At 58.1% G+C, this 20,278-nt stretch carries 20 protein-coding genes; 11 read left to right on the forward strand and 9 right to left on the reverse strand.

Going from position 1 to position 20,278, the window contains the following annotated elements; genetic code table 11:
* Positions 1-365 precede the first annotated feature (365 nt).
* Complete coding sequence (locus tag DV733_RS17535) at positions 366-944, forward strand: PH domain-containing protein (protein WP_049994988.1); 579 nt, start codon at positions 366-368, stop codon at positions 942-944.
* Here DV733_RS17535 and DV733_RS09140 read toward each other — a convergent pair.
* From DV733_RS09140 to DV733_RS09160, 5 genes are all read right to left on the reverse strand, one after another.
* Entirely contained in the window at positions 941-1,375 is a 435-nt protein-coding gene (locus DV733_RS09140; protein WP_049994987.1) for a hypothetical protein, read from the reverse strand. The two genes, DV733_RS17535 and DV733_RS09140, sit on opposite strands and share 4 nt — an antisense overlap.
* Entirely contained in the window at positions 1,372-1,677 is a 306-nt protein-coding gene (locus DV733_RS09145; RefSeq protein WP_136342317.1) for a hypothetical protein, read from the reverse strand. Before DV733_RS09145 ends, DV733_RS09140 begins: the two co-directional genes overlap by 4 nt.
* Positions 1,678-2,614: 937 nt before the next feature.
* On the reverse strand, positions 2,615-3,760 hold the full coding sequence (locus DV733_RS09150; RefSeq protein WP_049994986.1) for a site-specific integrase: 1,146 nt from the start codon (positions 3,758-3,760) through the stop codon (positions 2,615-2,617).
* Positions 3,753-4,226, reverse strand: a complete 474-nt coding sequence (locus DV733_RS09155) for a hypothetical protein (protein ID WP_049994985.1) — start codon at positions 4,224-4,226, stop codon at positions 3,753-3,755. Before DV733_RS09155 ends, DV733_RS09150 begins: the two co-directional genes overlap by 8 nt.
* A gap of 1 nt (position 4,227) precedes the next feature.
* Positions 4,228-4,599 carry a hypothetical protein gene (locus DV733_RS09160; protein ID WP_237560527.1) on the reverse strand — a complete coding sequence of 124 codons (372 nt, stop codon included), beginning with the start codon at positions 4,597-4,599 and terminating at the stop codon, positions 4,228-4,230.
* Between the two features lie 526 nt (positions 4,600-5,125).
* Here DV733_RS09160 and DV733_RS17455 point away from each other — a divergent pair.
* From DV733_RS17455 to DV733_RS09175, 3 genes are all read left to right on the forward strand, one after another.
* A complete protein-coding gene (locus DV733_RS17455; protein ID WP_174876515.1) occupies positions 5,126-5,710 on the forward strand; it encodes a hypothetical protein in 585 nt (194 codons plus the stop codon).
* 180 nt (positions 5,711-5,890) lie between these two features.
* A complete protein-coding gene (locus DV733_RS09170; protein ID WP_049994983.1) occupies positions 5,891-6,286 on the forward strand; it encodes a zinc ribbon domain-containing protein in 396 nt (131 codons plus the stop codon).
* 294 nt (positions 6,287-6,580) lie between these two features.
* Entirely contained in the window at positions 6,581-7,699 is a 1,119-nt protein-coding gene (locus DV733_RS09175) for a tyrosine-type recombinase/integrase (RefSeq protein ID WP_202594305.1), read from the forward strand.
* A 184-nt stretch (positions 7,700-7,883) separates the two neighbouring features.
* Here DV733_RS09175 and DV733_RS09180 read toward each other — a convergent pair whose 3' ends face one another.
* The 4 genes from DV733_RS09180 to DV733_RS09195 all read right to left on the reverse strand — a co-directional run bounded on the left by DV733_RS09180 (position 7,884) and on the right by DV733_RS09195 (position 11,668).
* Positions 7,884-8,687: an acetoacetate decarboxylase family protein gene (locus DV733_RS09180; RefSeq protein ID WP_338085605.1), complete on the reverse strand. Its 804-nt coding sequence runs from the start codon at positions 8,685-8,687 to the stop codon at positions 7,884-7,886.
* Positions 8,597-9,439, reverse strand: coding sequence for an SDR family NAD(P)-dependent oxidoreductase (locus DV733_RS09185; protein WP_049994980.1), 843 nt, complete (start codon positions 9,437-9,439; stop codon positions 8,597-8,599). The genes DV733_RS09180 and DV733_RS09185 overlap by 91 nt, the downstream gene beginning before the upstream one ends.
* Before the next feature lie 172 nt (positions 9,440-9,611).
* Positions 9,612-10,001, reverse strand: coding sequence for a hypothetical protein (locus tag DV733_RS09190; protein WP_049994979.1), 390 nt, complete (start codon positions 9,999-10,001; stop codon positions 9,612-9,614).
* 95 nt (positions 10,002-10,096) lie between these two features.
* Positions 10,097-11,668, reverse strand: a complete 1,572-nt coding sequence (locus DV733_RS09195) for an ATP-binding protein (RefSeq protein ID WP_049994978.1) — start codon at positions 11,666-11,668, stop codon at positions 10,097-10,099.
* 262 nt (positions 11,669-11,930) lie between these two features.
* Here DV733_RS09195 and DV733_RS09200 point away from each other — a divergent pair, with 262 nt between their 5' ends.
* From DV733_RS09200 to DV733_RS09230, 7 genes are all read left to right on the forward strand, one after another.
* Complete coding sequence (locus tag DV733_RS09200) at positions 11,931-14,015, forward strand: vWA domain-containing protein (protein WP_049994977.1); 2,085 nt, start codon at positions 11,931-11,933, stop codon at positions 14,013-14,015.
* On the forward strand, positions 14,015-15,787 hold the full coding sequence (locus tag DV733_RS09205; protein ID WP_049994976.1) for a HEAT repeat domain-containing protein: 1,773 nt from the start codon (positions 14,015-14,017) through the stop codon (positions 15,785-15,787). Before DV733_RS09200 ends, DV733_RS09205 begins: the two co-directional genes overlap by 1 nt.
* An 82-nt stretch (positions 15,788-15,869) precedes the next feature.
* Positions 15,870-16,802, forward strand: a complete 933-nt coding sequence (locus tag DV733_RS09210) for an ADP-ribosylglycohydrolase family protein (protein ID WP_049994975.1) — start codon at positions 15,870-15,872, stop codon at positions 16,800-16,802.
* Positions 16,803-16,804: 2 nt separating this feature from the next.
* On the forward strand, positions 16,805-17,461 hold the full coding sequence (locus DV733_RS09215) for a metallophosphoesterase family protein (protein WP_049994974.1): 657 nt from the start codon (positions 16,805-16,807) through the stop codon (positions 17,459-17,461).
* A gap of 29 nt (positions 17,462-17,490) precedes the next feature.
* A complete protein-coding gene (locus DV733_RS09220; protein ID WP_049994973.1) occupies positions 17,491-18,612 on the forward strand; it encodes a hypothetical protein in 1,122 nt (373 codons plus the stop codon).
* Positions 18,613-18,696: 84 nt separating this feature from the next.
* The gene (locus DV733_RS09225) at positions 18,697-19,185 is read left to right on the forward strand and encodes a hypothetical protein (protein ID WP_049994972.1); all 489 of its coding nucleotides are present in this window, start codon (positions 18,697-18,699) and stop codon (positions 19,183-19,185) included.
* Positions 19,186-20,238: a hypothetical protein gene (locus DV733_RS09230; protein WP_049994971.1), complete on the forward strand. Its 1,053-nt coding sequence runs from the start codon at positions 19,186-19,188 to the stop codon at positions 20,236-20,238.
* The last annotated feature ends 40 nt before the right edge of the window (positions 20,239-20,278 follow it).

The raw sequence follows: 20,278 nt of genomic DNA on the forward strand, positions 1-20,278 counted from the left end.
TCTACTAGTACTCCAATTCTCCAAAACCAAGGGAGTGCGTGGCGATGATCCCTCGATATCAATATCATTTATAAGTGATTCTGAAGAGGTTTATAAGAGTATAGTCGGCCATGGATTCACAAGTTCGAATCTCGCTAACTCCTCTGTGTCTTGAAAGTTATATTGACGCGTGAAAGATGTAGCGCGCGCATTCATCGAAGAGGTGCCTTCGGTCTGATGCTGCGGCCCAGTCAGGAGGCGACAACAAGATCACCGATTATCTCGAATTAGCCGAGATCGTCAAAACCAACTCCGTCTTAGCCATGCAGTCTCCTCAACAGATAGTGCCCAAAAGCCTATTTTGTTACGAGAGAGTCTCACATGGTATGGGGCTATTCAGTCAAGATGACGATGATATCGTACTCGAAAATGCCGATCTAAATTGTGAACCACAGGGCCCATCAGTCACAAAATCGGACGTGGCAAAAATCGATCAACACCTCTCACCGGGGGAAAAGGTGCACTACCTATCAACTGGGAACCGTTTCTCTATCAATGGTGAGGAGAAGCAGACGATGAAGCTACGTTTGGCCCTGACTGATAGGCGGATACTGCTCAAGCGAAAGCAGAAGCTGATAGGCAACGAGCAACAGACGTTTAATTACGAAGACATATCTTCGGTGAACCTGCGGAAAGGGATGGTTTTCAAAAAGATAGCCATAGAGACTCAGTCGGCGACGTATGGGATTGGCGTGACAAACTCGCATGACTCAAATGAGTTGCAAGCGATGGTGAACTTCATCAGGGAGAAATCCAGATCGTCTCGGGGGGCACAGGATGGATCGGCCGGCGGAGAGACAGACCCGTTGGACAGGATCGATAAATTAAAAGAACTGAATGAAAAGGGTGCAATCTCCGACGAGGAGTTCGAACAAAAGAAAGATGATCTGTTAGACCAAGTTTAGAGCGAAAATACTAGTATCAGTATAATAACCAGCAATAGTATTGCCAATGCCACCGCCGCTTGATTCATCTCTACTGCCGTCTCATCGGATAGCGATCCGCCAACTATTTCGCTTGGGATTTTGCCATGATAATGGTCTGCGTCGTCAGGATGCCCGTGGATGTTTCTAGCGCACTCCTCGCAGATGATGAACCCATTCACATTTGGGTGCCGCTGATCTGTTTCGTCTAACTGGAACACTAGTTCAAACTCCCAGTTACCCTCGTGTTCTACATTCTTGCTGAGTTCACCTTCACCAAGGATCACAGCGTATGCTTTTGGATCGATCACGTCGTCAGGTACTGACTGGCCGAGAGCGACTTCTCTTTCACAAATCGAACAGTGCCCAGTATCGTACGAGATGGTTTCGGAAACTGCACTTTCCCGCTTCATTCTCCGTACAGTGACTTCGCACAGGATCGGCAAAGATACTGTTCAGTCAGATCGGCGCTTTGTCCCTCACTTGTGAACCACTTAATGACCGTCTTGGGACGCCAATGGCTCTTTGATAGGGTACTGCGGTCTGTCTTGTCTACAGACATTTGCTCACCCCCACCGATCACCAAGGGTATCCCTTCGGGTAAATCGTCTACATTTTCTCTTTCGTTGTCGATAAATACCTCATCGTTACAATGGGTGCATTCAGCAATATCGTACTCTATTGAACGCGATACTGCTGTTTGCCGGTCGTTCATACACAGATATATTTTTTCAGAATATATAAAGGGGCTGTACGATTTGGCTGTCAGTCATCTTTCCGTGTTGAAGTATGTCGCTAATTATGGGGTATTCACTGGCTCGCTACCGATGTTCAATGGGATATCAGTAGCTGGTAGGATACTAGAAGTCGGCGGCGAGTCGTTCCCGTCCTGGACACCCAGGGTCACCGACGACCTATGCTGCATTCACGCTCTGTATCTTGCACGATGTTTTTGTCAGGGATTGGTGCTATCCATCGAGGGGACGATGAGCTTGCAAGTTGGGCCTTGAAGCATCAATAAGTCGCACATGGACAGACGAGCGGGAGAATTCGTGCGTTTCCGAACCGTGTGTGGTCAACGCTATATGAACTGATGCGACCGTTTAGAACAGTACATCTTGAGTTTCTCCAGTAGCGAACGAGAGCTCCGAGTTGTCGTTTTCGACTCGTAACTTGACGATCGAGACGGTACCAGTGGGATGCTTTGTGATGAAACTGTCAGGACCTGTCTTTTATAAAGAAGATGTTTTTGGTGAAGACGAGATTTCAGCGCTGAAGCCGGTGAGGTTGTATTCTTTATAAAGAGAGTGTTTTTGTTGAAGACGAGGTTTCAGAGATGACATATAGGTATTCTCCATGGAGAAGGGAGTCGCGTACATCACTGAGAAAGGAACAATCACATACTGAAAAGTCGTCTATGAAATCAAGGTAGTTTCACAGCCTTGTATCGTCTCGGCTGGTGCATCCTCTGGCGAGATCACATGTTCAGATCGCCAAGATGGACGCCGATTACTCGCTGAGAACAGGAATAACCATTCCTAAGGAGGTGAGCCTTGACGGGTGACTCTCAAATGCGGACTCATCGCGAGAATTCGCGCCCTCTGATGACTGCATCTCCGTTTCGTTGGAGAGATTTAATACACGGGCAGTGGTCACAGTAGCCCGAACTTGAAGACGTTCTCCCGGTATACCTCTTCGATGTCTTCGTACTTCGGGTGCAGGTACGTATCGATGGCGTCGTTCTGATTGTCCTCATCTTGTAGCTCGTCCCCGCGCATGTATTTGACGAGCTCACGGGGGAGGTTCTGATCAATTCCCCAATACGTTGTTGAGTAGTGTCGCCCGTAGTGACTCGTGATCGGCTCATACTGCTCTGTTTCGGCGAATTCTGGGTGGAAGGCCGACTTCCACATCTGGTTGATCCGCTTCGGCCACAACTGGTCATTCCTCTCTTGTGACAGGAAGAGGTACGGTTCGTCAGCATCCGGACGGATCAGCAAGTATTGGACGAACAGCCGGCGCAGTTCATCGTCTATCGGCAGGATTCGTGAATTCGCCGATTTGTTCCGCGATCTCGAATTACCGTCCGGAATAACGACTGCGTTTTCATAGTCCTCAAGATGCGGGTGGGTGCCGAGTTCAGGATAGTGTTCCTGGATCTCGGAGTGCTGGATAGTGATGTCACGGAGCAGCATCTCGGTCACCGCACCGACACGCTCCAGCAGCTTGAACTGGGTTGTGATGATCGTTTGGTTCCGGATGTTTTTGATCGACTGCACCCGTTCCCGCAGGACGTCTTGGTCCAGTATCCGCACATCTTTGTCCGATTCTTCTTTTCGGTATTCCGGGAACCCGACCATCTCATTACCCTCTTTGATTGGGTGATAGTCTTCGGGATGGGGCCACGTGTCCGATTCCTGCCAGTATTCGTAGGCCTTGTCAAGTAATCGCAGATCCTCTTTGACCTGCTGGACCCCCTTTCCGCGTTCCTCCAGTTGGTGGATCGCAAAACGCCGGATATGGTCTTTTCGGGGACACGCCGGTGGTCGTCCTTCGGTGTCCATGAACTCCCGATACTGCTCGTACGCTCGCTCGTAGTCACGCACTCTTGCATCGGAGAGCCCTTTCCCGTAGATGTTCTCCTCTAGGTACATTTGCAACGGATCTATCCTGAGTGACTTGAACTTAGGCACGTACTCTGCTAACCGATCAGCAGTTGTGCCGAACGCATCCGCTACCTCTTCTTGCTTTTCTCGGATCGCTTCTGAATCGACCGCCTTGTCGTCTCTGTCAGTCATATTTTTTACCTCGATTGACTTTTTCTGTCCAAACCCGCGACGCGCATTCGCCTGTCACAGCGGCCATGACGACGGGGTTGTAGACATGCGGATGGGCTGGGTGATACAGCAACCAATCGTAGAATTGCTGTATTTTCACCCAGTAATTGAGATACACCGTTTCAGCATTCCGTTCCTCCAGCAGTGATTCACACCACGTTTCGACATCGGCTGGCGTGGCCAGCGCCGGGTGCCTTCCTCGACTATCGAGGTGTTGCTGCCAGGACTCTCCAGCGCGACGGACATCCTGTTCGTACCGGTCAGTGCGCTCTTCTGCGAGGAGCTCCGCCTCAACAAACTCCTGCCAGACGTCGCGGTCTCTGTATTCTCCCGCGTACTGGTGGAGTCGATAGCGCTCTGGCACCTCTTCGTACCGTTTGTAGACACCGAGACGGTCTACTGGTGCCTTCGACAATGCCCGCGGCATATTAGCCAGCCCCCTTTGCTTCGTCTGCCTGCTCTACTGGGTAGTACTGGCCGTCTGCAATGCGTACGGTGTCACCTTCCATCGTGTGCAGGTGCGTGTTGACGCGCCGTGGCGCTGAATCAACGACAAATTGCAGGATTTCCTCGAAGGAGGCGCCTGGATTCGAGGCCACGTACTGTTCGATCGCTCGGGACTCGTGATCATGGAGTTGGTCTTCGAGTTCTTCGATGCGGTCTCTGGCTCTGTCGAGTTCTTTCTTCAGGTCGTTCCGCTGGTGCCGGAGTTCTCGCCGTGATTCATCGGGCGTCACTTCGATCGAGACGGCTTTCAGTCCGGTTTCCACCATCGCCTGTATGAATTCGCTGACGCTCATATCGCGGTTGGCAGCTTCCTCGCACCACCGCTGGTACTGTTCCGACGTTGGATACGCGGTGGCATTTTCCGACTCAGTCATCGTGGTGCTCACTCCAGAGGTGGATCTGCTCACTCGTTACTCGATACTTGATTTCGCTGGCTTGCTCAGGATCGACACCTAGTTTGTTGAGTTCGTCTGGTCCGACGACGATGGCGATCGGCAGTGGCTGTCCGTCGGCTGTCTGTGAGACTGTTGCAGTCCGACACGGGGGCCGGCCGGTCCACGCGGGCTCGGTTACCGTTAGTCCATACTCGTCAGACCCAGTCGATGCCTCAAACTCTGCTGCTGGTCGCGCAAAGCTTGACCAGTCTCCTGAAGCGGAAGCCAACTCAGGGTCACTACTCATCGGCATCGAGTCCTTATCGCCACTAGGTTAAAAATGTAAGCCAATACTGTACCAATATACTAGTACAGAAATGTGCCACAGAGCTGGATTCATTCTGGTCGAAACTATAGCCCATAACCAGGTCAAACAATGCCGAATATGAGACGACTCCAACCCAACTGGTTGAACGCCAACGACGACAAGATCCTCGAGTTACTCGGTGAGACAGGCGTCGCACTCAACAAGCGCGGCATCGAAGTAAATCTCGACCTACAAGACCGACCAGTCTCCTACTCAACGATCAAACGACGGGTAGACAAACTCGAAGACTCCGATTTTCTTGAAGACGTTGGGACAACCGGCTCGTACTATCGCATCAGTGACCGCGGCAAACGATATTTGACCGGAAACCCATATGGGACATCTGAGATCACTGAAGGCGTAGACCCAGTTACCCTGTCTCCCCCTGATTATCAATTACTCCGAGAAATCAAAGAAGCAAAAGCCACAGTAGACGAGGAAGCAATTCTTGCTCGCATTACCGGTGATAGACAAGAAGCTTCTGAACGATTAGCAGATCTCAAACGCAAAGGCGTTATCACAGAAAACGATGGCCTCCAACTGGATTTCCTAGGACAATTTATCTTGGAACACTTCAAAGAAGGCAAAGAAGTCCTCTCCGACGCAAAGAACCAACCAGATACCCCTGCTTCTGCGGAAACATACTACGATGCAGTCCGATGATCACCACTGACACCAACCATCTTGCTACTCAGAAACGGATCTATCACCCAGAATACCCTCTGAGCGACTTGAGTTAGGTGGATGGACATCCGGATAGCCGCCGATGAAGCATGGTCGTTTCAGGATTACAAATACGCACCGTGATAAACACTGAATAGAATTCGTGCCGTTGCACATCGAATGGTATACTGCCAGCATTGCGGGGAACAGATCGCAAAGACGGATCGGTATTGCTCAGGGTGCGGGAGAAAACAGGAGCAAAGATCGAGTAAGGAGCCTCTTGAAGAGTTCTTCAGCAAAATCGACAGGCTTGTCGATAGACAGGTGGACTGGATTGCGACCAAGTATCCGGATATTGAACAAGAGATCTTGCTTGATGAACACACGTTCGCTATGCAGATGTACGTGATCGGCCTGCTCAAAGGCCAAATTGGGACGTTAATTCTGCTCAGCGCCGACGACTGGGACGACACTGACCGCGAAAACATCGACCTCGACCCGATCTATAGCTATCTCGTTGACACAGTTCAGGAACGGGAAGGCAACATCCGGGAGGCGCTCAATGCGACTGCGTGAGTTCGACAAAGAATCGACTTCCGGCTCGTCTCACTATGTGATCTGAGTCCTGTAATTAGTCGTGTATTCTACGAATCAGGTGATGTCAAATTCATGTCCCGGACGCTACGACGTCCAGGAGATCTGAAATAGTCGCTCGTGACCTGTTGGATAGGGATAACGACCATTCGGTCGCGCACCCACCATTGGATGGAGGCGCGCTACACATGCCGAATAGACACGAACTCAAACCAGAGCGTGCAACAGCGACCGAAGACACAGCCAGTTACCTCTCTCATCACGGAGGTGGGTGGAGTGCCTGAACGGTTTTCGAAGCTTGACGATGAAATTGTCGAGGAGTTACGCGATGTGGTTGGTCCTGATCTCAAGCCTCTCGAACCTACCGACGGTGTGCAGCGGTTTTTGAATCGAAAGCAGGACGACGTGACGTCGAACACGATCGCCGAGTATCAAAAGAAGCTGTCTCGCTTTGAGTCGTTCTGCGAGAGACGTGATATCGATGACCTTCGAGAGCTAGATCGGCGTAGTGTCGATGAGTATGTCTCGTGGCTGCGTCACGAGTCAAGTGACGAAGTTGAAGAATTGTCGCCGAAGACGATGCGTGACGAACTCTACCTCATTCGCCAACTGCTTGGGTACTTGGAACGGATCGACGCGGTTGAGCCTGGGTTGAGTGAGGTGGTGCAGATCCCGGATCTCTCCGATACCGAAGGTGTCAGAGATGTTGATGTCGATCCTGAGCGGGTGCAGACGATATTGGAGTATCTCGAGCGGTATCAGTACGCCTCGCTGGAGCATGTTGTCTGGCTCGTGAGTGCGCGCGTCGGTCGGCGACTCGGTGGGTACGTTGCGCTGGATCTGTGCGATGCGCATCTCGAGGGGCGTGACCCGTATCTAGAGTTCCGTCATCGGCCGCCGACTCGACTCAAAAACGGGGAGAACGGGGAAGAGCAAGTCGCGATCGCCACGGAGGTCGCCGATGTATTGCGCGACTACATCGACGATATTCGTCCTGAGGTCACGGATGACAATGGACGTGAGCCATTGCTCGCGACACGGTACGGACGAATATCGACGACGACGTTTCGGAAATATATATACAAATGGTCCAGGCCGTGCATGATCCACGGCGATTGTCCACACGACAAAGCGCTTGATGACTGCGAAGCTGCGCAGTCAGTCAATCAGGCAGCGAAATGCCCATCGTCACGCTCACCACACGCGCTTCGACACGGATACATCAGCGAGGCCCGTCGGCGAGGCGTCCCACTGGAGGTCCTCACCGACCGGGTCGATGTGACTCCGGAGGTGATTCAGGAGGTCTACGACGAGAGTACTCCTGAAGAGCGACGCGAAGTCCGACGTGACATCCTCGAGGAGTACACTTCGGACAAAGGACGAGGGTATCTTTGAAACGGATCTCACAGGTCCGACGTAGGACACCCCGGCCCAGAAAGATCTGTGAAAAGCAGAGATGGCGAGTAGTGGCGCACTGAATCCGTTCGGTGGTGAGCACCCCTCTCTATTCGGGACGGGCAAGAAATAGTGTGACAGTGAAGTGAGTGTCACGGTCAACTACGTCAGCAGTTCCTCAATACTAAGGATAGATAACAGATCCAGGACTAATCTCAAAATCGCAGTTGGCGGCGACGGTATACAGTGGTCGCTCGCGAATTACGACGTCGGCGAATCGTTCGGCGATACAGTGCTCTCCGAACCACAGGCTTGCGTGCCGCCGTGGCCAAATCCCGGCCCTGCCTGAGAGTCGTGTTTCTTCACGGAGGAGGGAGTCGTCTTTGACAGTGTAGTTGTAGCCGGATAGTCGCGCGGGGATTGTCGGTGGTCGTTTTCCTTCGAACGAGAGGATATGCTGTCCATCGGCAGTGACAGTCGCATATCGTGTGCGGCCATTGTCTCGAAGGTCGATATCGGCGACGAGTTTCGGGTATCCCCAGATGTCCTCGCCGAAGGCGCGTGCTGGATCGGTCGAAACCGGAAGGGTGTAGACGTAGCCGCTGACGCCGCGTCGCAGTGCTGAAAGATACGGCCACGTCCGTGTCCCGGTTTCGACCGCTGGGAGGATGACGCCCACCTCGTCGTACGGCTCGATCGTGTCGTCGCCGACGCGGTCGTAGCTGACCGCCAGCACTGTCAGCGCAGCCCGGGACCGTGTTGCCCGGATCGGTTCTAAGCCAGCAGGCAGCAACGCAGCAACGTCAGCCCGGTCAGCGGGGAACACAGCGCCTACGATCGAGGCAGAGAGTTGCGCCGGGAGTTGGAATGTGTGGCCGGTCGAGATCGTTTGCTGTATCATCGGTCCTGGCCTCGGAAGCGGTGCAGTGCGGCGAAGGCTTTGATCACTGTCCGCTGCCCGAGTGACCGAACTGGCTGAGGAAGCCATCGGGTCGAGAGGAGTAGCTTCGCTGGCCAGCCGACAGGGTGGCGGAGTGCGGGATTCTCGGTGGTGGCGACAGTGTGGATCTTGGCTGCGACCCGGTCCGGCGACACTGTCAGTGGGCCACGCCCCGCTATGAGTGTTCCCTCTGCCATCGCGTCATAAACGTCTGCAAACCGGTCGCTGTGATCCGTGTTGGCGAGGTGCTGTTGGGAGGTGTCTGCGAAGGCGGTGGTGACCCAGGCGGGTTCGATCACGGCGACATCGACGCTGAGATCGGTGACTTCCATGCGGAGTGTTTCCGCGAGGGCTTCGACGGCGTGTTTCGAGGCGGCGTACGCCCCCATGCCTGGGGTCGTGATCCGGGCGTGCGTGCTGGAAACGATGATGGCAGTCCCGTCGCGTTCGGCCAGCAGTGGCAGCATCTCTTGGATGGTGCGGTGGGCGCCGTGCACGTTGACATCGAACTGTGCTTGGAGCTGCTCACTCGGGATATCAGCGAGCGGGCCGAGCTGAGCCACACCTGCGTTGGCGACGACACAATCTAGCCCGCTGACTTCGTCAGCGATCCGTGAATGGAGTGACTCGATGTCGTCGGCATCAGTGACGTCCACTGTCTCCGTAAGACAGTTCTCGAGAGTTTCGAGAGCGTCGGCGTCGATGTCGGTGGCGTAGACGCGCCACCCCGCAGCGGCCAGAGTTTCAGCAGTGGCTCGCCCGATTCCCGACCCAGCGCCAGTCACGAGCGCCGTCCTCATCGCCACTATCTCGGCACCCACCCATGGAAATCATTTCGACTCCTGGCCAGAGTGGGAGTCCACGCGAAATCCCCACCCCTTCACGAGCGGATCTGCCAGGACGCTCGAAGTAGGGTCAGGTTGTTGAGCAAGACGTTGGTATCGACGACACAGATGGCTCGTCCTTCGGTCGTTACCTGCGCGACTCACCGTCGTCCGAGACCTCGTCAGGTGTCCACTCTGGCACAGCGCCGTCGTAGAACTCTTCGTCAGTGGGGAGATCACCCGTGAGCGTCGGCTCCGGTGGTCCGTGGTCGATTGATTCTTTGAGGAGTTTCATCCGTAAGGCCTCTTCTCGACCGAGGATCGACGCAACCGTCTCGAAGTCTACTTGATCGTCGTAGTACGCATCGCTGAGCCGCCGCCGGAACTCCTCGTCGGCGGCGATCTCCTCAAGTTTGGCTTCGAGCGCCTCAATGAGTAGGCGTGTCCGGGAGATGTCGAGGACGTCAACGACCCGGTCCGCTCGTTCGACGAGCGAGGCAGGGGCGGTGAAATCGACGCGTGTGTCCTCCTCCGCCATGGCTCTGTATTATTTCTCCAGGTAAATGGGTTCATTGGGGTCGCTCGAAGGGACAGGGAATCTGTTGTTTCGGTGCTGTTTGATGTCGAGGGAGCTCAACACAGCATGAGATAGAGCCAGTATGGCAGTTCGATAATACCTGGTTCTCGGTGTGCTATTGGGTCAAGTCGGTTGCCTGCGTCGCCGGTGACGAGGAATCCGACTGGTGCGCGGTACTGATCTTGGAATTCGTCAAGAGCGTCGTGTTTCGTGTCTTGATGACGGCCGCGGTAGGTGAGTGCGATCGGGACTGGCGTGTCATCAACTTCGAAGACATAATCTACTTCGCCACTTCGCCCGCGCCAGTACTGGACTGACGGTGTTTCTGGGTTTCCTTGGGCGGCGTTGACGCCGTAGGCGAGCCGCATCGTGTGGTCGAAGGCGGCGATCCTTGCAAGGTCGGCCTCGTAATCCAGGTCGTTCAGCGCTGTGCGGGGGCCCGTGTTCTCCAAGGCGGAGACGAGGCCTGTGTCGCGGAGATACAGTCGCGTCGCGCGTGGGCGCTGGTTGTCGTATTCGGTGACGCTCGTCAGGACGAACAGTTTCTCGAGGACGGCGAGGTAGCTGTCGCGGATGGTGCGGCGATCGACGTCGAACAGTTCGACGAGGCGCTGAAACCGGATCGGATCGCGGCCGCGGTTGCGCGCGGCCAGCGCGCAGAGACGTTCAAGGTCAGCAATCGTCCGCATCGACTCGAGACTCGGCGCGTCCTGGTAGAGGGTGGCGGTCAGGTTCCGGTATAACAGTTGGTAGGCGTCGGCATCGACGTCGCTCGCATCGACGGCGTCGCCATCGGCCACGTAGCTGAGGACGCCGCCCAAGGTGAGGTAGTGAGCGACTTGTGATTGGAGTTGTCGTGCGGCGTCCGCGACGCGTTGATGCTGGTCGCGAAGCGTTTCGACGAGTGCCGCTGTCTCGCCGGTTTCGAGGGCGTGCGGGAGGCTGCCATCGCCTTCACGAACAGGAGTTGGGGTGACGCGTGTGTCGCCGTCTTCGAGATCGGGATAGCGGGTGAAGATGTAGTCGCGGAATTTCTCGGGCAGGATCGGTTGGGTGTCGTAGCTACCGGATTCGAGCCCGACGCGGTGCAGTTCATCGCGGACTTGTTCGGTTGCGCCGGCCGAGACGACGATATTGCGGCCGTCTTCCTCAAGGGCGTCGCGAACGACGGAGCCCCAGCCTTCGACGCCGGGTTTGTCACTGTGTGCGACGCGGTGGACGTCGTCGAGAATGAGGTAGTGCGGTGCGGGGTCGTCGAGGCGGCCGAGGATGCGGCTTTCGTAGTAGCGAAGAGCTTGCTGGAATTGGTCGGCTGCGTGGAGTTGGTAGAGGGCGGTGGCGTCGAACGGGATGTAGCAGAAGCGTTCGGGGGCGGTGCCGGTTTGGAGTTCGTGGTGGATGAATTGTTTCAGGAGTGTGGTTTTGCCGACGCCGTGGCGACCGACGAGACCGACGACGTCGGCGTCGTCGAACTGGGTGGTGCCTTCGTTTGGGCGGACGAGATGGTAGTAGTCGCTTTTCTGGCGGGCAGGGAGTGTGTCGTGGAGGGCTGTGGCTCCGTCTTGCCACCATGGGTTGTGGTCGCCGAGTGATCGGACGAGGACCTCTTGGATGTCGTCGCTGGACATGGGTCACTCGGCTGGATCGTGGGTGCTGGCTGCGGAGCGGTTGTTGTGTTCCTGCGCGCCTGTTATCGACATCGTGTTGTTCTTTCTCTGCGCTCTACCCACAATAATGTTCTCCTTAGCGAAGGATTTAAACCAGCAAAGTTCATACTAGTGAACGCTCCGGCCAGAAAAGACACATCACGATGTGTTTGTTCCAGATGGGAGGACCATTCGGCTGTCGCCGAATGCAGCGGGGCCGGCGCGAACCAAAGGGGACGAGACAATGCCAGCAACACATACCGCCGACGGCGAGCGCACTGACTTCACGGGTGCCTTCATCACGCGCCGCACAATCACCCTCGACGGCACGAGCGTCCACCGCCTGACGTTCGACACCGACGACGACACCACGCAGACGCTGCTGATCCCAGCGTCGGCCGACTGCACCGTCTACGGCCTCCAGACCGGACACCGCTACGAAATCAGTGATACGCGTTACTGCGTGCCGACGACCGCCGCTGATCCGAGTGACGAACGTTGCCCGGACTGCGACGCCCAACTACGGCACGCCGTCGCCATCGACGCCGAACCCGAGTCACTCCGCCGCGCTACCCAGGAGTTCGGGATCGACGACCCGTTCTTCGTCGCAACCGACCAGACACGCATCGTCCGCGCGGATCGCGAGAAAGCCGACGACTGGCAGCCGATGGACCAGGGCGATCGCGCCCGGCACACGGCGCCGGACTACGTCTGTGACAACTGCGGAGAGGTCTTCGACGAACGCGAACTGCACCTCCCCGCCGAAGAGGATCGTGAGGTGATGATGGACGCGATGCACGCCGAAGCAGCGGCACCGGCGGAAACGATGGGGTTGGCGACTGGTGGCGCGAAGGACGCGACGAACTTCCGGGAGAACATCGAACAGGGATACACGCCCCAGCCTGGTGCGATCAGCACGGAGGGGTTGTTCTACGATTACTACTTCGAGACTGGCGGGCGTCGCGCGGAGACAGACGCTATGTTCGCGCCGCGATACGCTGCCGGCGTCTCGAAACATCCTGTCACCGGCGACACCGAGCACGTCCTCAGCGTCGGGTTAGACTCGACACTTTCTCCGGAGGACTTCGAGCGGCCACGCCTCGATCTGGTCGCGGTGCTTGACGTTTCGGGGTCGATGGACTCGCCGTTCGACGAGTACTACTACGACGAACACGGCCGCCGTCGCGAGGTCGAGACGACGAGCGACCGCAAGATCGACGCCGCCACCCGCGCGCTGTGCGCACTCACTGAGCAGTTGGACGACGAGGATCGGCTCGGCGTCGTCCTGTACAACAACCGCGCGCACATCGCCAAGCCGCTACGCGATGTCGGTTCGACGGACATGCACGCGATCCGCCAGCACATCCGCGAGGTGTCGGCCGGCGGCGGCACGAACATGGAAGACGGATTCGAGGCAGCGTGGGACCTGCTTCAGGACGCGCCGGCCGAACCCGAGACTGAGCGCCGCGTCGTGTTCATGACGGATATGATGCCGAACATGGGCGGCACCGGCCAGAGCCAGCTCCGTGAGCTGTTCGCCGACGCCGCGGCTGACGGCATCCACACGACGTTCCTCGGGATGGGGCTCGACGAAAACGCCGACCTCGCCGACGCCGTCTCGGACGTCCGCGGCGCGAACCACTACTTCGTCCACTCCGTCGAAGAGTTCGAGCAACGCCTCGGCGAAGAGTTCGCCTACATGGTGTCGCCGCTGGTCTACGACCTCCAGCTCGAACTCGACGCTAACGGCTGTGAGATCGCTGCGGTCCACGGCGCCCCCGGCAACGACGCGACTGACCAACTCATGCACGTGACGACGCTCTTCCCTTCACCGAAGGAAGACGGCGAAACCCGCGGCGGCATCATCCTCGTCGAACTGGACGTGACCGACGCAGACCGCGCCGTCGAACTCGTGGCGTCCTGGGTCGAACGCGACGGCAGCAATCACTCCGAGCGCGTCGCCGTCGAACTCCCACGGGAGGTACCGTCGTTCGATCACAGCGGCGTCCGGAAGGCCACCGCGCTCGCCCGGTACGCAGACACGCTCCGGGAGTGGGCCGAGGACGTCCATTCCCGTTCCGAAGGGACAGGCGTCGATGACTGGATCGACCCCAGCAGGCCGGACGATCAGGAACGCGAGTCAGTGCCGCTGACGGTCCCCGAGTCCTACGCGCGCCGGTTCAAGACGCTGCGAGCGTATCTCGTCGCCGAAGCCGACGATGTCGGTGACGATTCCCTGCTTCAGGAGGCTCGCTTGCTGGAGACGCTGTGTGCTGAGGCCGGTATCGAGATCCAGCCGACGGTCGATCCGGGAGGAAATGGGACCTGATGCTGATCTTCGCGTTCGATCGCGACTGGACCGTGGACGTCAACCCACACCCGCATCATGAGGCTGTTCCCCTGGAGTGGGTGCGGCATCTGGCCCACGAAACCGACCACGCCGTCTACGCAATCGGGAACCAGGAGCTGACTGAGGAGGCGGCGATCCCGGGCGTGGTGGATATCGTCGGTCGCCACCCCGACCACTGGGACGAGTGGCTCGGCAGCAAGCAGCCTGACGGCTACTACGAGCAGTTCCCCCTCCGACGTGAACGACTGTCGTTGATCGCTGATCTGCACCCGGACGCTGACGGATATATCGTCATCGACGACCTCGACTTGAGCGACGTCGAAGGCTGGCAGCACTACCACGCCTGGGATTTCGTGCCAGCTGTCCGGCAGGGTGACATCGACCCGGATCTTCCCTGGGCTGGCGAGCCCGTCGCAGATGGTGGGATGCCGACGATTGCAGGCATCATTCCCTCCGGCGCGGATCACCTGCGGCGGTTTCTCCGCGAACAGGACCGAACCCCAGCATTCGAGATTACCTCTCTCGATGACGGTGTCGAACGCACGTGGCTGTGCTGGGATGTTGAACCACTGCTGGGCTCCTACGGGCGGGCTGTCGCCCCACAGCTCAGGTGTACGCCGCTCGACCCAGCTGCGGAGTCGTTCAGTGTCGCCGCAGACTCCGTCGAGAAGCTCAGTGTCGTCCGACCCTCGCCAGACCAGTTCCTCGCGCCCGCAGAGACACAAGCTGAAGAGGCGATAGCACTGGCGCGACTCGCGGCTGTCAACCCGGACGCGGTCCCTGTCTCGGCGATACTCACGCTGCTGGACCAACCCGACGAGGATGCAGCGCGCGACCGAGACGCCCTGACGGCGTTACAGCGCGTCGCAGCGACCAGGCCGGACGAATGCCTCCCAGCCATCCCGATCCTGAAGTCGATCCTGACGAGTGACTCAGAACACGGAACAGCCGCCGCACTGGCGACGCTGGGCCACATCGGCGAGGAGGACGCCGCCGATATCGCGCCGCTGGCGGACAGTATCGCGCCGTATCTCGACGCCGAAGACGAGACAATCCGACGCGAAGCCGCGCACTGCATCGCTGCCATCGCCGCCGAGTACCCGGATGATGTCGCCGAGACACAAATGGAACTAGTCGAAATCGTCCGTGACGGAGGTGCCGCCCTGGGTCACGCCGTCGATGCGCTGGTCCAGATCAGTGAGGAGTTCCCGCTCGCGCTGGAGCCTGCCGTCCTGCCGCTCGGTGAGGTCCTTCGCGACTCATCAGTGGCTACCAGGGTTCGCATACAGGCGACGCTCGCGTTCCGGAATCTGGCGACTGAAAAACTGACGCTGGCAGTAGATGTAATGGATGATGTCGCGGCCGTGTTCGATGCCGACGACTACCGTCTCCGGAACAACGCGCTTGCGCTTACATTTGATTTCGCAGAGTACCAAGCCGACCTCGTCAAACCGTATGTTGACGACATTGCCGCGTTCCTCACCGAAGACGACGCCTACACGCGGACCAACGCCAGCGGGACACTCGCTCGCGTCGCCGGTGACTTCCCGGACGCAGTCGCCCATCTCACGCCGACGGTCATCGACTGTCTCTCCGACGACGATCATCGCGTCCGGGAAAACGCCTGCTGGGCGCTCGGCTATCTTCAGGCCTCCGAAGCAGAAGCGGCACTCAAGGACCGCCTGGACGACCCTGCCGACGACGTTCGAGACAAGGCTGCCTGGGCACTTTCGGAGATCCACCCACTATGATCACAGGTACCGCTACTCCCGCGACCGCTGTATCGAAACTGACCGAGACAGTTCCCAGACCGACGACTCAGGAGCAATACCAATGATACAACCCGCGAAGGCGGAAGGCTGTCTGCTGGGGCTCGCCTGTGGTGACGCGCTTGGCCGACCGGTAGAATTCAAATCCGCCGCCACGGTCGAACAACGTCACGGCACCGTAGACGCGATGCTCGGTTACGGGAGCCACGGCCAACCAGCGGGCACGATCACCGACGACACCGAGCTCGCCCTCTGTATCGCGCGCAGTCTCGTCGCCTGCGACGGGTTTGACGGCGCAGATGTCGCCGAACGATTCGTCGGCTGGTACGAAACCGACCCGTTCGACATCGGATTGATGACCACCGACGCACTCGCCCGTCTCCAGCGCGGAGACCCGTGGGACCAGGCCGGACAGGCCGTGTGGGAGTCCCGTCGCGAGGGAAGTAACGCCGGCAACGGCAGCGTGATGCGGTGTGCACCGTACGCGCTGGCGGTCGCTGACGACCTCCAGCAACTGGGACATGTGAGCGAACAGTCCTCGGCGATCACGCACGCCGACCCGCGATGCAAACGCGGCTGTGCCGTCTTGAATCTCACCATCGCAGCCCTCCTACGCGACGAGGACGACCCCCTGCAACAGGCGCTCGAGGCGACTTACCCCGAACAGTCGAATGCATCGGAAATCGACGATGCCGTCGAAGGACTGCCTGGCAGCGTATCAGCGAGCGAGGTCAACAACGGTGGCTACGTCGTTGATGCGCTCCAAGCCGGCCTCTACTACGCACTCAGCGCTGGCAATGCCGAAGACGCGATCGTCCGAGCCGTCAACGCTGGCGGCGACGCCGATACTGTCGGAGCGATCACGGGCGCGGTGGCCGGCGCGCGCTTTGGCGCAGCGTCGCTTCCCGATGCCTGGCTGGAGGAAATCGACGAGACAGCTGAACTGCGCACCCTCGCAGGACAGTTACTCGAAGTAGGGCAGTCCGGTGAGTCCTGACCATGAGCGAACAGCCTGCTCGAATCGGCCTCGTTTCCGACATCCACGGCAACGCCGTCGCATTCGAGGCGGTTCTCGAAGACATGCCGGCCGTGGACGCAGTGGTGTGTGCCGGCGATGTTGTCGGCTATGGGCCGTCACCGGGACGCTGTATCGATCTCATCCGTGAGCGGTCGATTCCGACCGTTGAGGGGAACCACGATCGTGCGGTCGTCCAGGACCAACCGTACGAATCCGGTGACCAGTACGCCAGCCTCACGCTCTCGGAAGACAAGCTCTCGTGGCTTGCGGGCCTCCCGCGTGAGCGATTGCTATTCGATGACCGGCTGAAAGTCGTCCACGACCACCCCGAGGAGAAGAACCGCTACACGATCCCTGCGGTATTCGATCCAGTCCTCCTCGATGATGAAGCTGTGCTTGTCTTGGGACACACCCACGTCCAGCACGCGGAAGAGTTCGGCGATGGAATCGTCGTCAACCCCGGCAGCGTCGGTCAACCACGAGACAAAGACCCAGACGCCGCCTACGCAGTCGTCGATCTCGACGAGATGACCGTCGATTTGCGCCGCGTGCCATACGACATCGACGAGGTCCAGCGACGGATCGGGGACACGAGCATCGATACGTACAACGCCAAGCGACTAACGGATGGCCGGTAACCCGGCCGCGGCACAACGAACACTCACCAATGTACGAACTCACGTACGAATTCGATGGCAGCGGGGGGAACATCCAGCATCAAACCAGACAGCGAGTCGAAACAGACGCCACCACGGCCGACATCGACGTTGAGATCGTCTCGACAGGCCTGTCGCTCGGTGACGACACGATCGACGGTCTCGCGATCGTCGCCGTTCCAGAGGCTGTCGATCCTGACACAGCGTTCGACTCGGCGACCAAGGTGCGTCGGACTGACGAGCTGATCGACCCAGCCATGGCCCAGGAACTTGTAGAGCGAACTGCACTCACAGATGCAGCCATCGCCACCCGGTTCGAGCTGTCAAAAGCACCCCTCGTCGTGGGGGCAGCCACGCATGGTCCTGGTCAGATCGATGCCGTGTTCCGCACCGATGCCGGCGACGTAATTACCAACGACGACCTCGCCTCCCGGTATCAGCATGCTTCTCAGGACGAGCATTTCCATCCGCTCGGCGTCCTCGTCGAAGGCGATCTGTATCGTCCCGTCACTACGAGACTGCCCGATGGTGATCGCAGTGCCGTTGGCGAGCCGATCCGACTGGCGACGCATCGTGGATCCTCCTCGACGCCGTGGCAGTTCGGAATCGCCCGTTATGACGGACAGTTGCTCCTGACGCAGGCTCGAGCTGGGCCATCAAAATTCGACCCGGTGCTCAAGCGGTTCCCGATCAAGACGCAGCCACTCGGTACTGAGCCGCTTGTGTTCAGTCACACTGTCAGTCGGCGTGTCTGGTCGGAAGACCCGGCGAATATACACATCGAATCCCAGCGCAGCGAAGGGCTGCGGACGCAGTTGCTCTACAGTGATGCAGATGGCTGGCATCTCATCCAGCCTGCGGGGCTTGACGATACTTCCGATGGCGATGGTGAGTCGTTCGAACCAACCCAGCTCGACGGTGTGTCGGTTCGGTCAGCGCTGCTGCGAGCAGAGACGGACGGTGAAACAAAAGCCACAGTCGAACACGAATACCGAATCACCCCTGAGGCTCTGGATGGATGCACCCGCCTGTACGCGCTGTCCTACCACGAGGCCAACGAGGAGTCCTTCGACACCCTCCAGTGGGACATTGCCGAGGCGACTGCCTACGAAATCGTCGAAAAGGAGTCCTGACATGAGGACTGAACCGCAACGACTCGGTGTTCGTCCTGAGCGCTGGCGTACTTTTATACTGATTGGGTCTCTGTCATGAGTGGTATGGAAACCGTCTGGATTACGAGCGGGAGTACGCGGGTCGAAGCGATGATTAACCCCCTAGCAGCGGCCTGCATCGGAGACGGAATCGACGACCCGTTTATCCCTGATACCGTGTACTTCCTCGACAATCCAGGACTCGGTGATACACTCTCCGAAGCCAAGACTCTCGCCCGCGAGATCTTGGAAGGGCACGGCGTCGAGTCGCCGACGATTCACACGAGTACGCTTGAGGCTGAAACTGATTTCGAAGCGATCGCCGCGTACTTCCAGGCAGCCGTCGAAGACGCCCGCGCCGCAGATGCCGACGTTGCGATCGACGTCACGCCCGGCCGCAAATTCATGTCCGTATTTGCTTTTGAGGCCGGAACCACCTACGATGTCGATCACCTCTTCTACTTCTATCTGCACTCGAACGCCTACTTCGACCAGATCTACCAGACAATCCCACGCACCGCTGGCGAACTCTACGACTTCACGGAGGTGATCTGAATGCAACTTCCTCGCGATCACATCGTCGTGTTGCTGAACGCGCTCTACGACATGGATGAGCGCACGATCACGGTGCAGCATCCTGCTGCCGAAATCGGCGAACTGCTGCGGATCAACCTCGGTGACCCACAAGCGAGCACCGTCACCGTCAAGACGGGAGCCATGACTTACGATTCGATCATCAACGACATTCAACGCGAATACGGTGACGAAGTCTACAACGAACTCCCGAATGAGGCGGCCTACGTGAAAGCTCTGGTCGCCAGCGGGCTCGCCGATATCCGGAATCGGGATGAAATCGACACAACGATCAAGCGCTACGGCTACCAGGATCTCCACGAAGGTCATCCGCCGCGATACGCCGGGTTCGACACCAACCTCCTTCCTTGGCGAATGCACGACGTCCTCGGAATTGACCCTGAATTGTACGGCGAGGACGGTGCGCCGAAACCCGTTAACGGCTACACCCTCGCCGAAGGCGTTGATGAGGAACTTAAACACAGCCATCGGTACGGCCACACAGCCATGCCTGCCGCTGAGCTAGCCGATGTCTTCGGCACTGAATTCGAGCGGCTGGACGGCCAGCCGAACCAGGATAGCCGCGAGATGCGGCTCGGCCTCCGCGAGTACCGCCGCCTCAGAGAAACACGGCCCCACGACGTTGTCGCCAGCGACACCGGCGACGCCGGCATCATCGCCGGCTGCAAAGAATTCTACGCTGACGAACCGACCGGTGTCATCCTGTTCTCGAATGACTACGGTTTCGTCGATCGCGCCCGCGAACAGAAAGTCCCCGCCGTTCACGTCGAATTCGACCTCGACGTCCCCAAAACCATCACCGCCACCTGGGACGAAATCGCACTCCTCCTCTACGAGCTTGCCGTGCTGTTCGGCGTCATCGTGCTCCCGAAAGCAACCCTGTATGGTGCCTGGGACGGCAAAGACGAACAGGACTGGCAAGCCGAAACAATCGACGTCCAATGCCGGAGTGACGACCTGGAAGACATCCTTCGCAGAGACCGAGCGATCGCCGAGACATACACGCACTTGTGATCACTGATGCAATACCCAGCACGACCCAGTACTGTGACCG

Source organism: Halapricum salinum, assembly GCF_004799665.1.
Lineage (GTDB): Archaea > Halobacteriota > Halobacteria > Halobacteriales > Haloarculaceae > Halapricum > Halapricum salinum.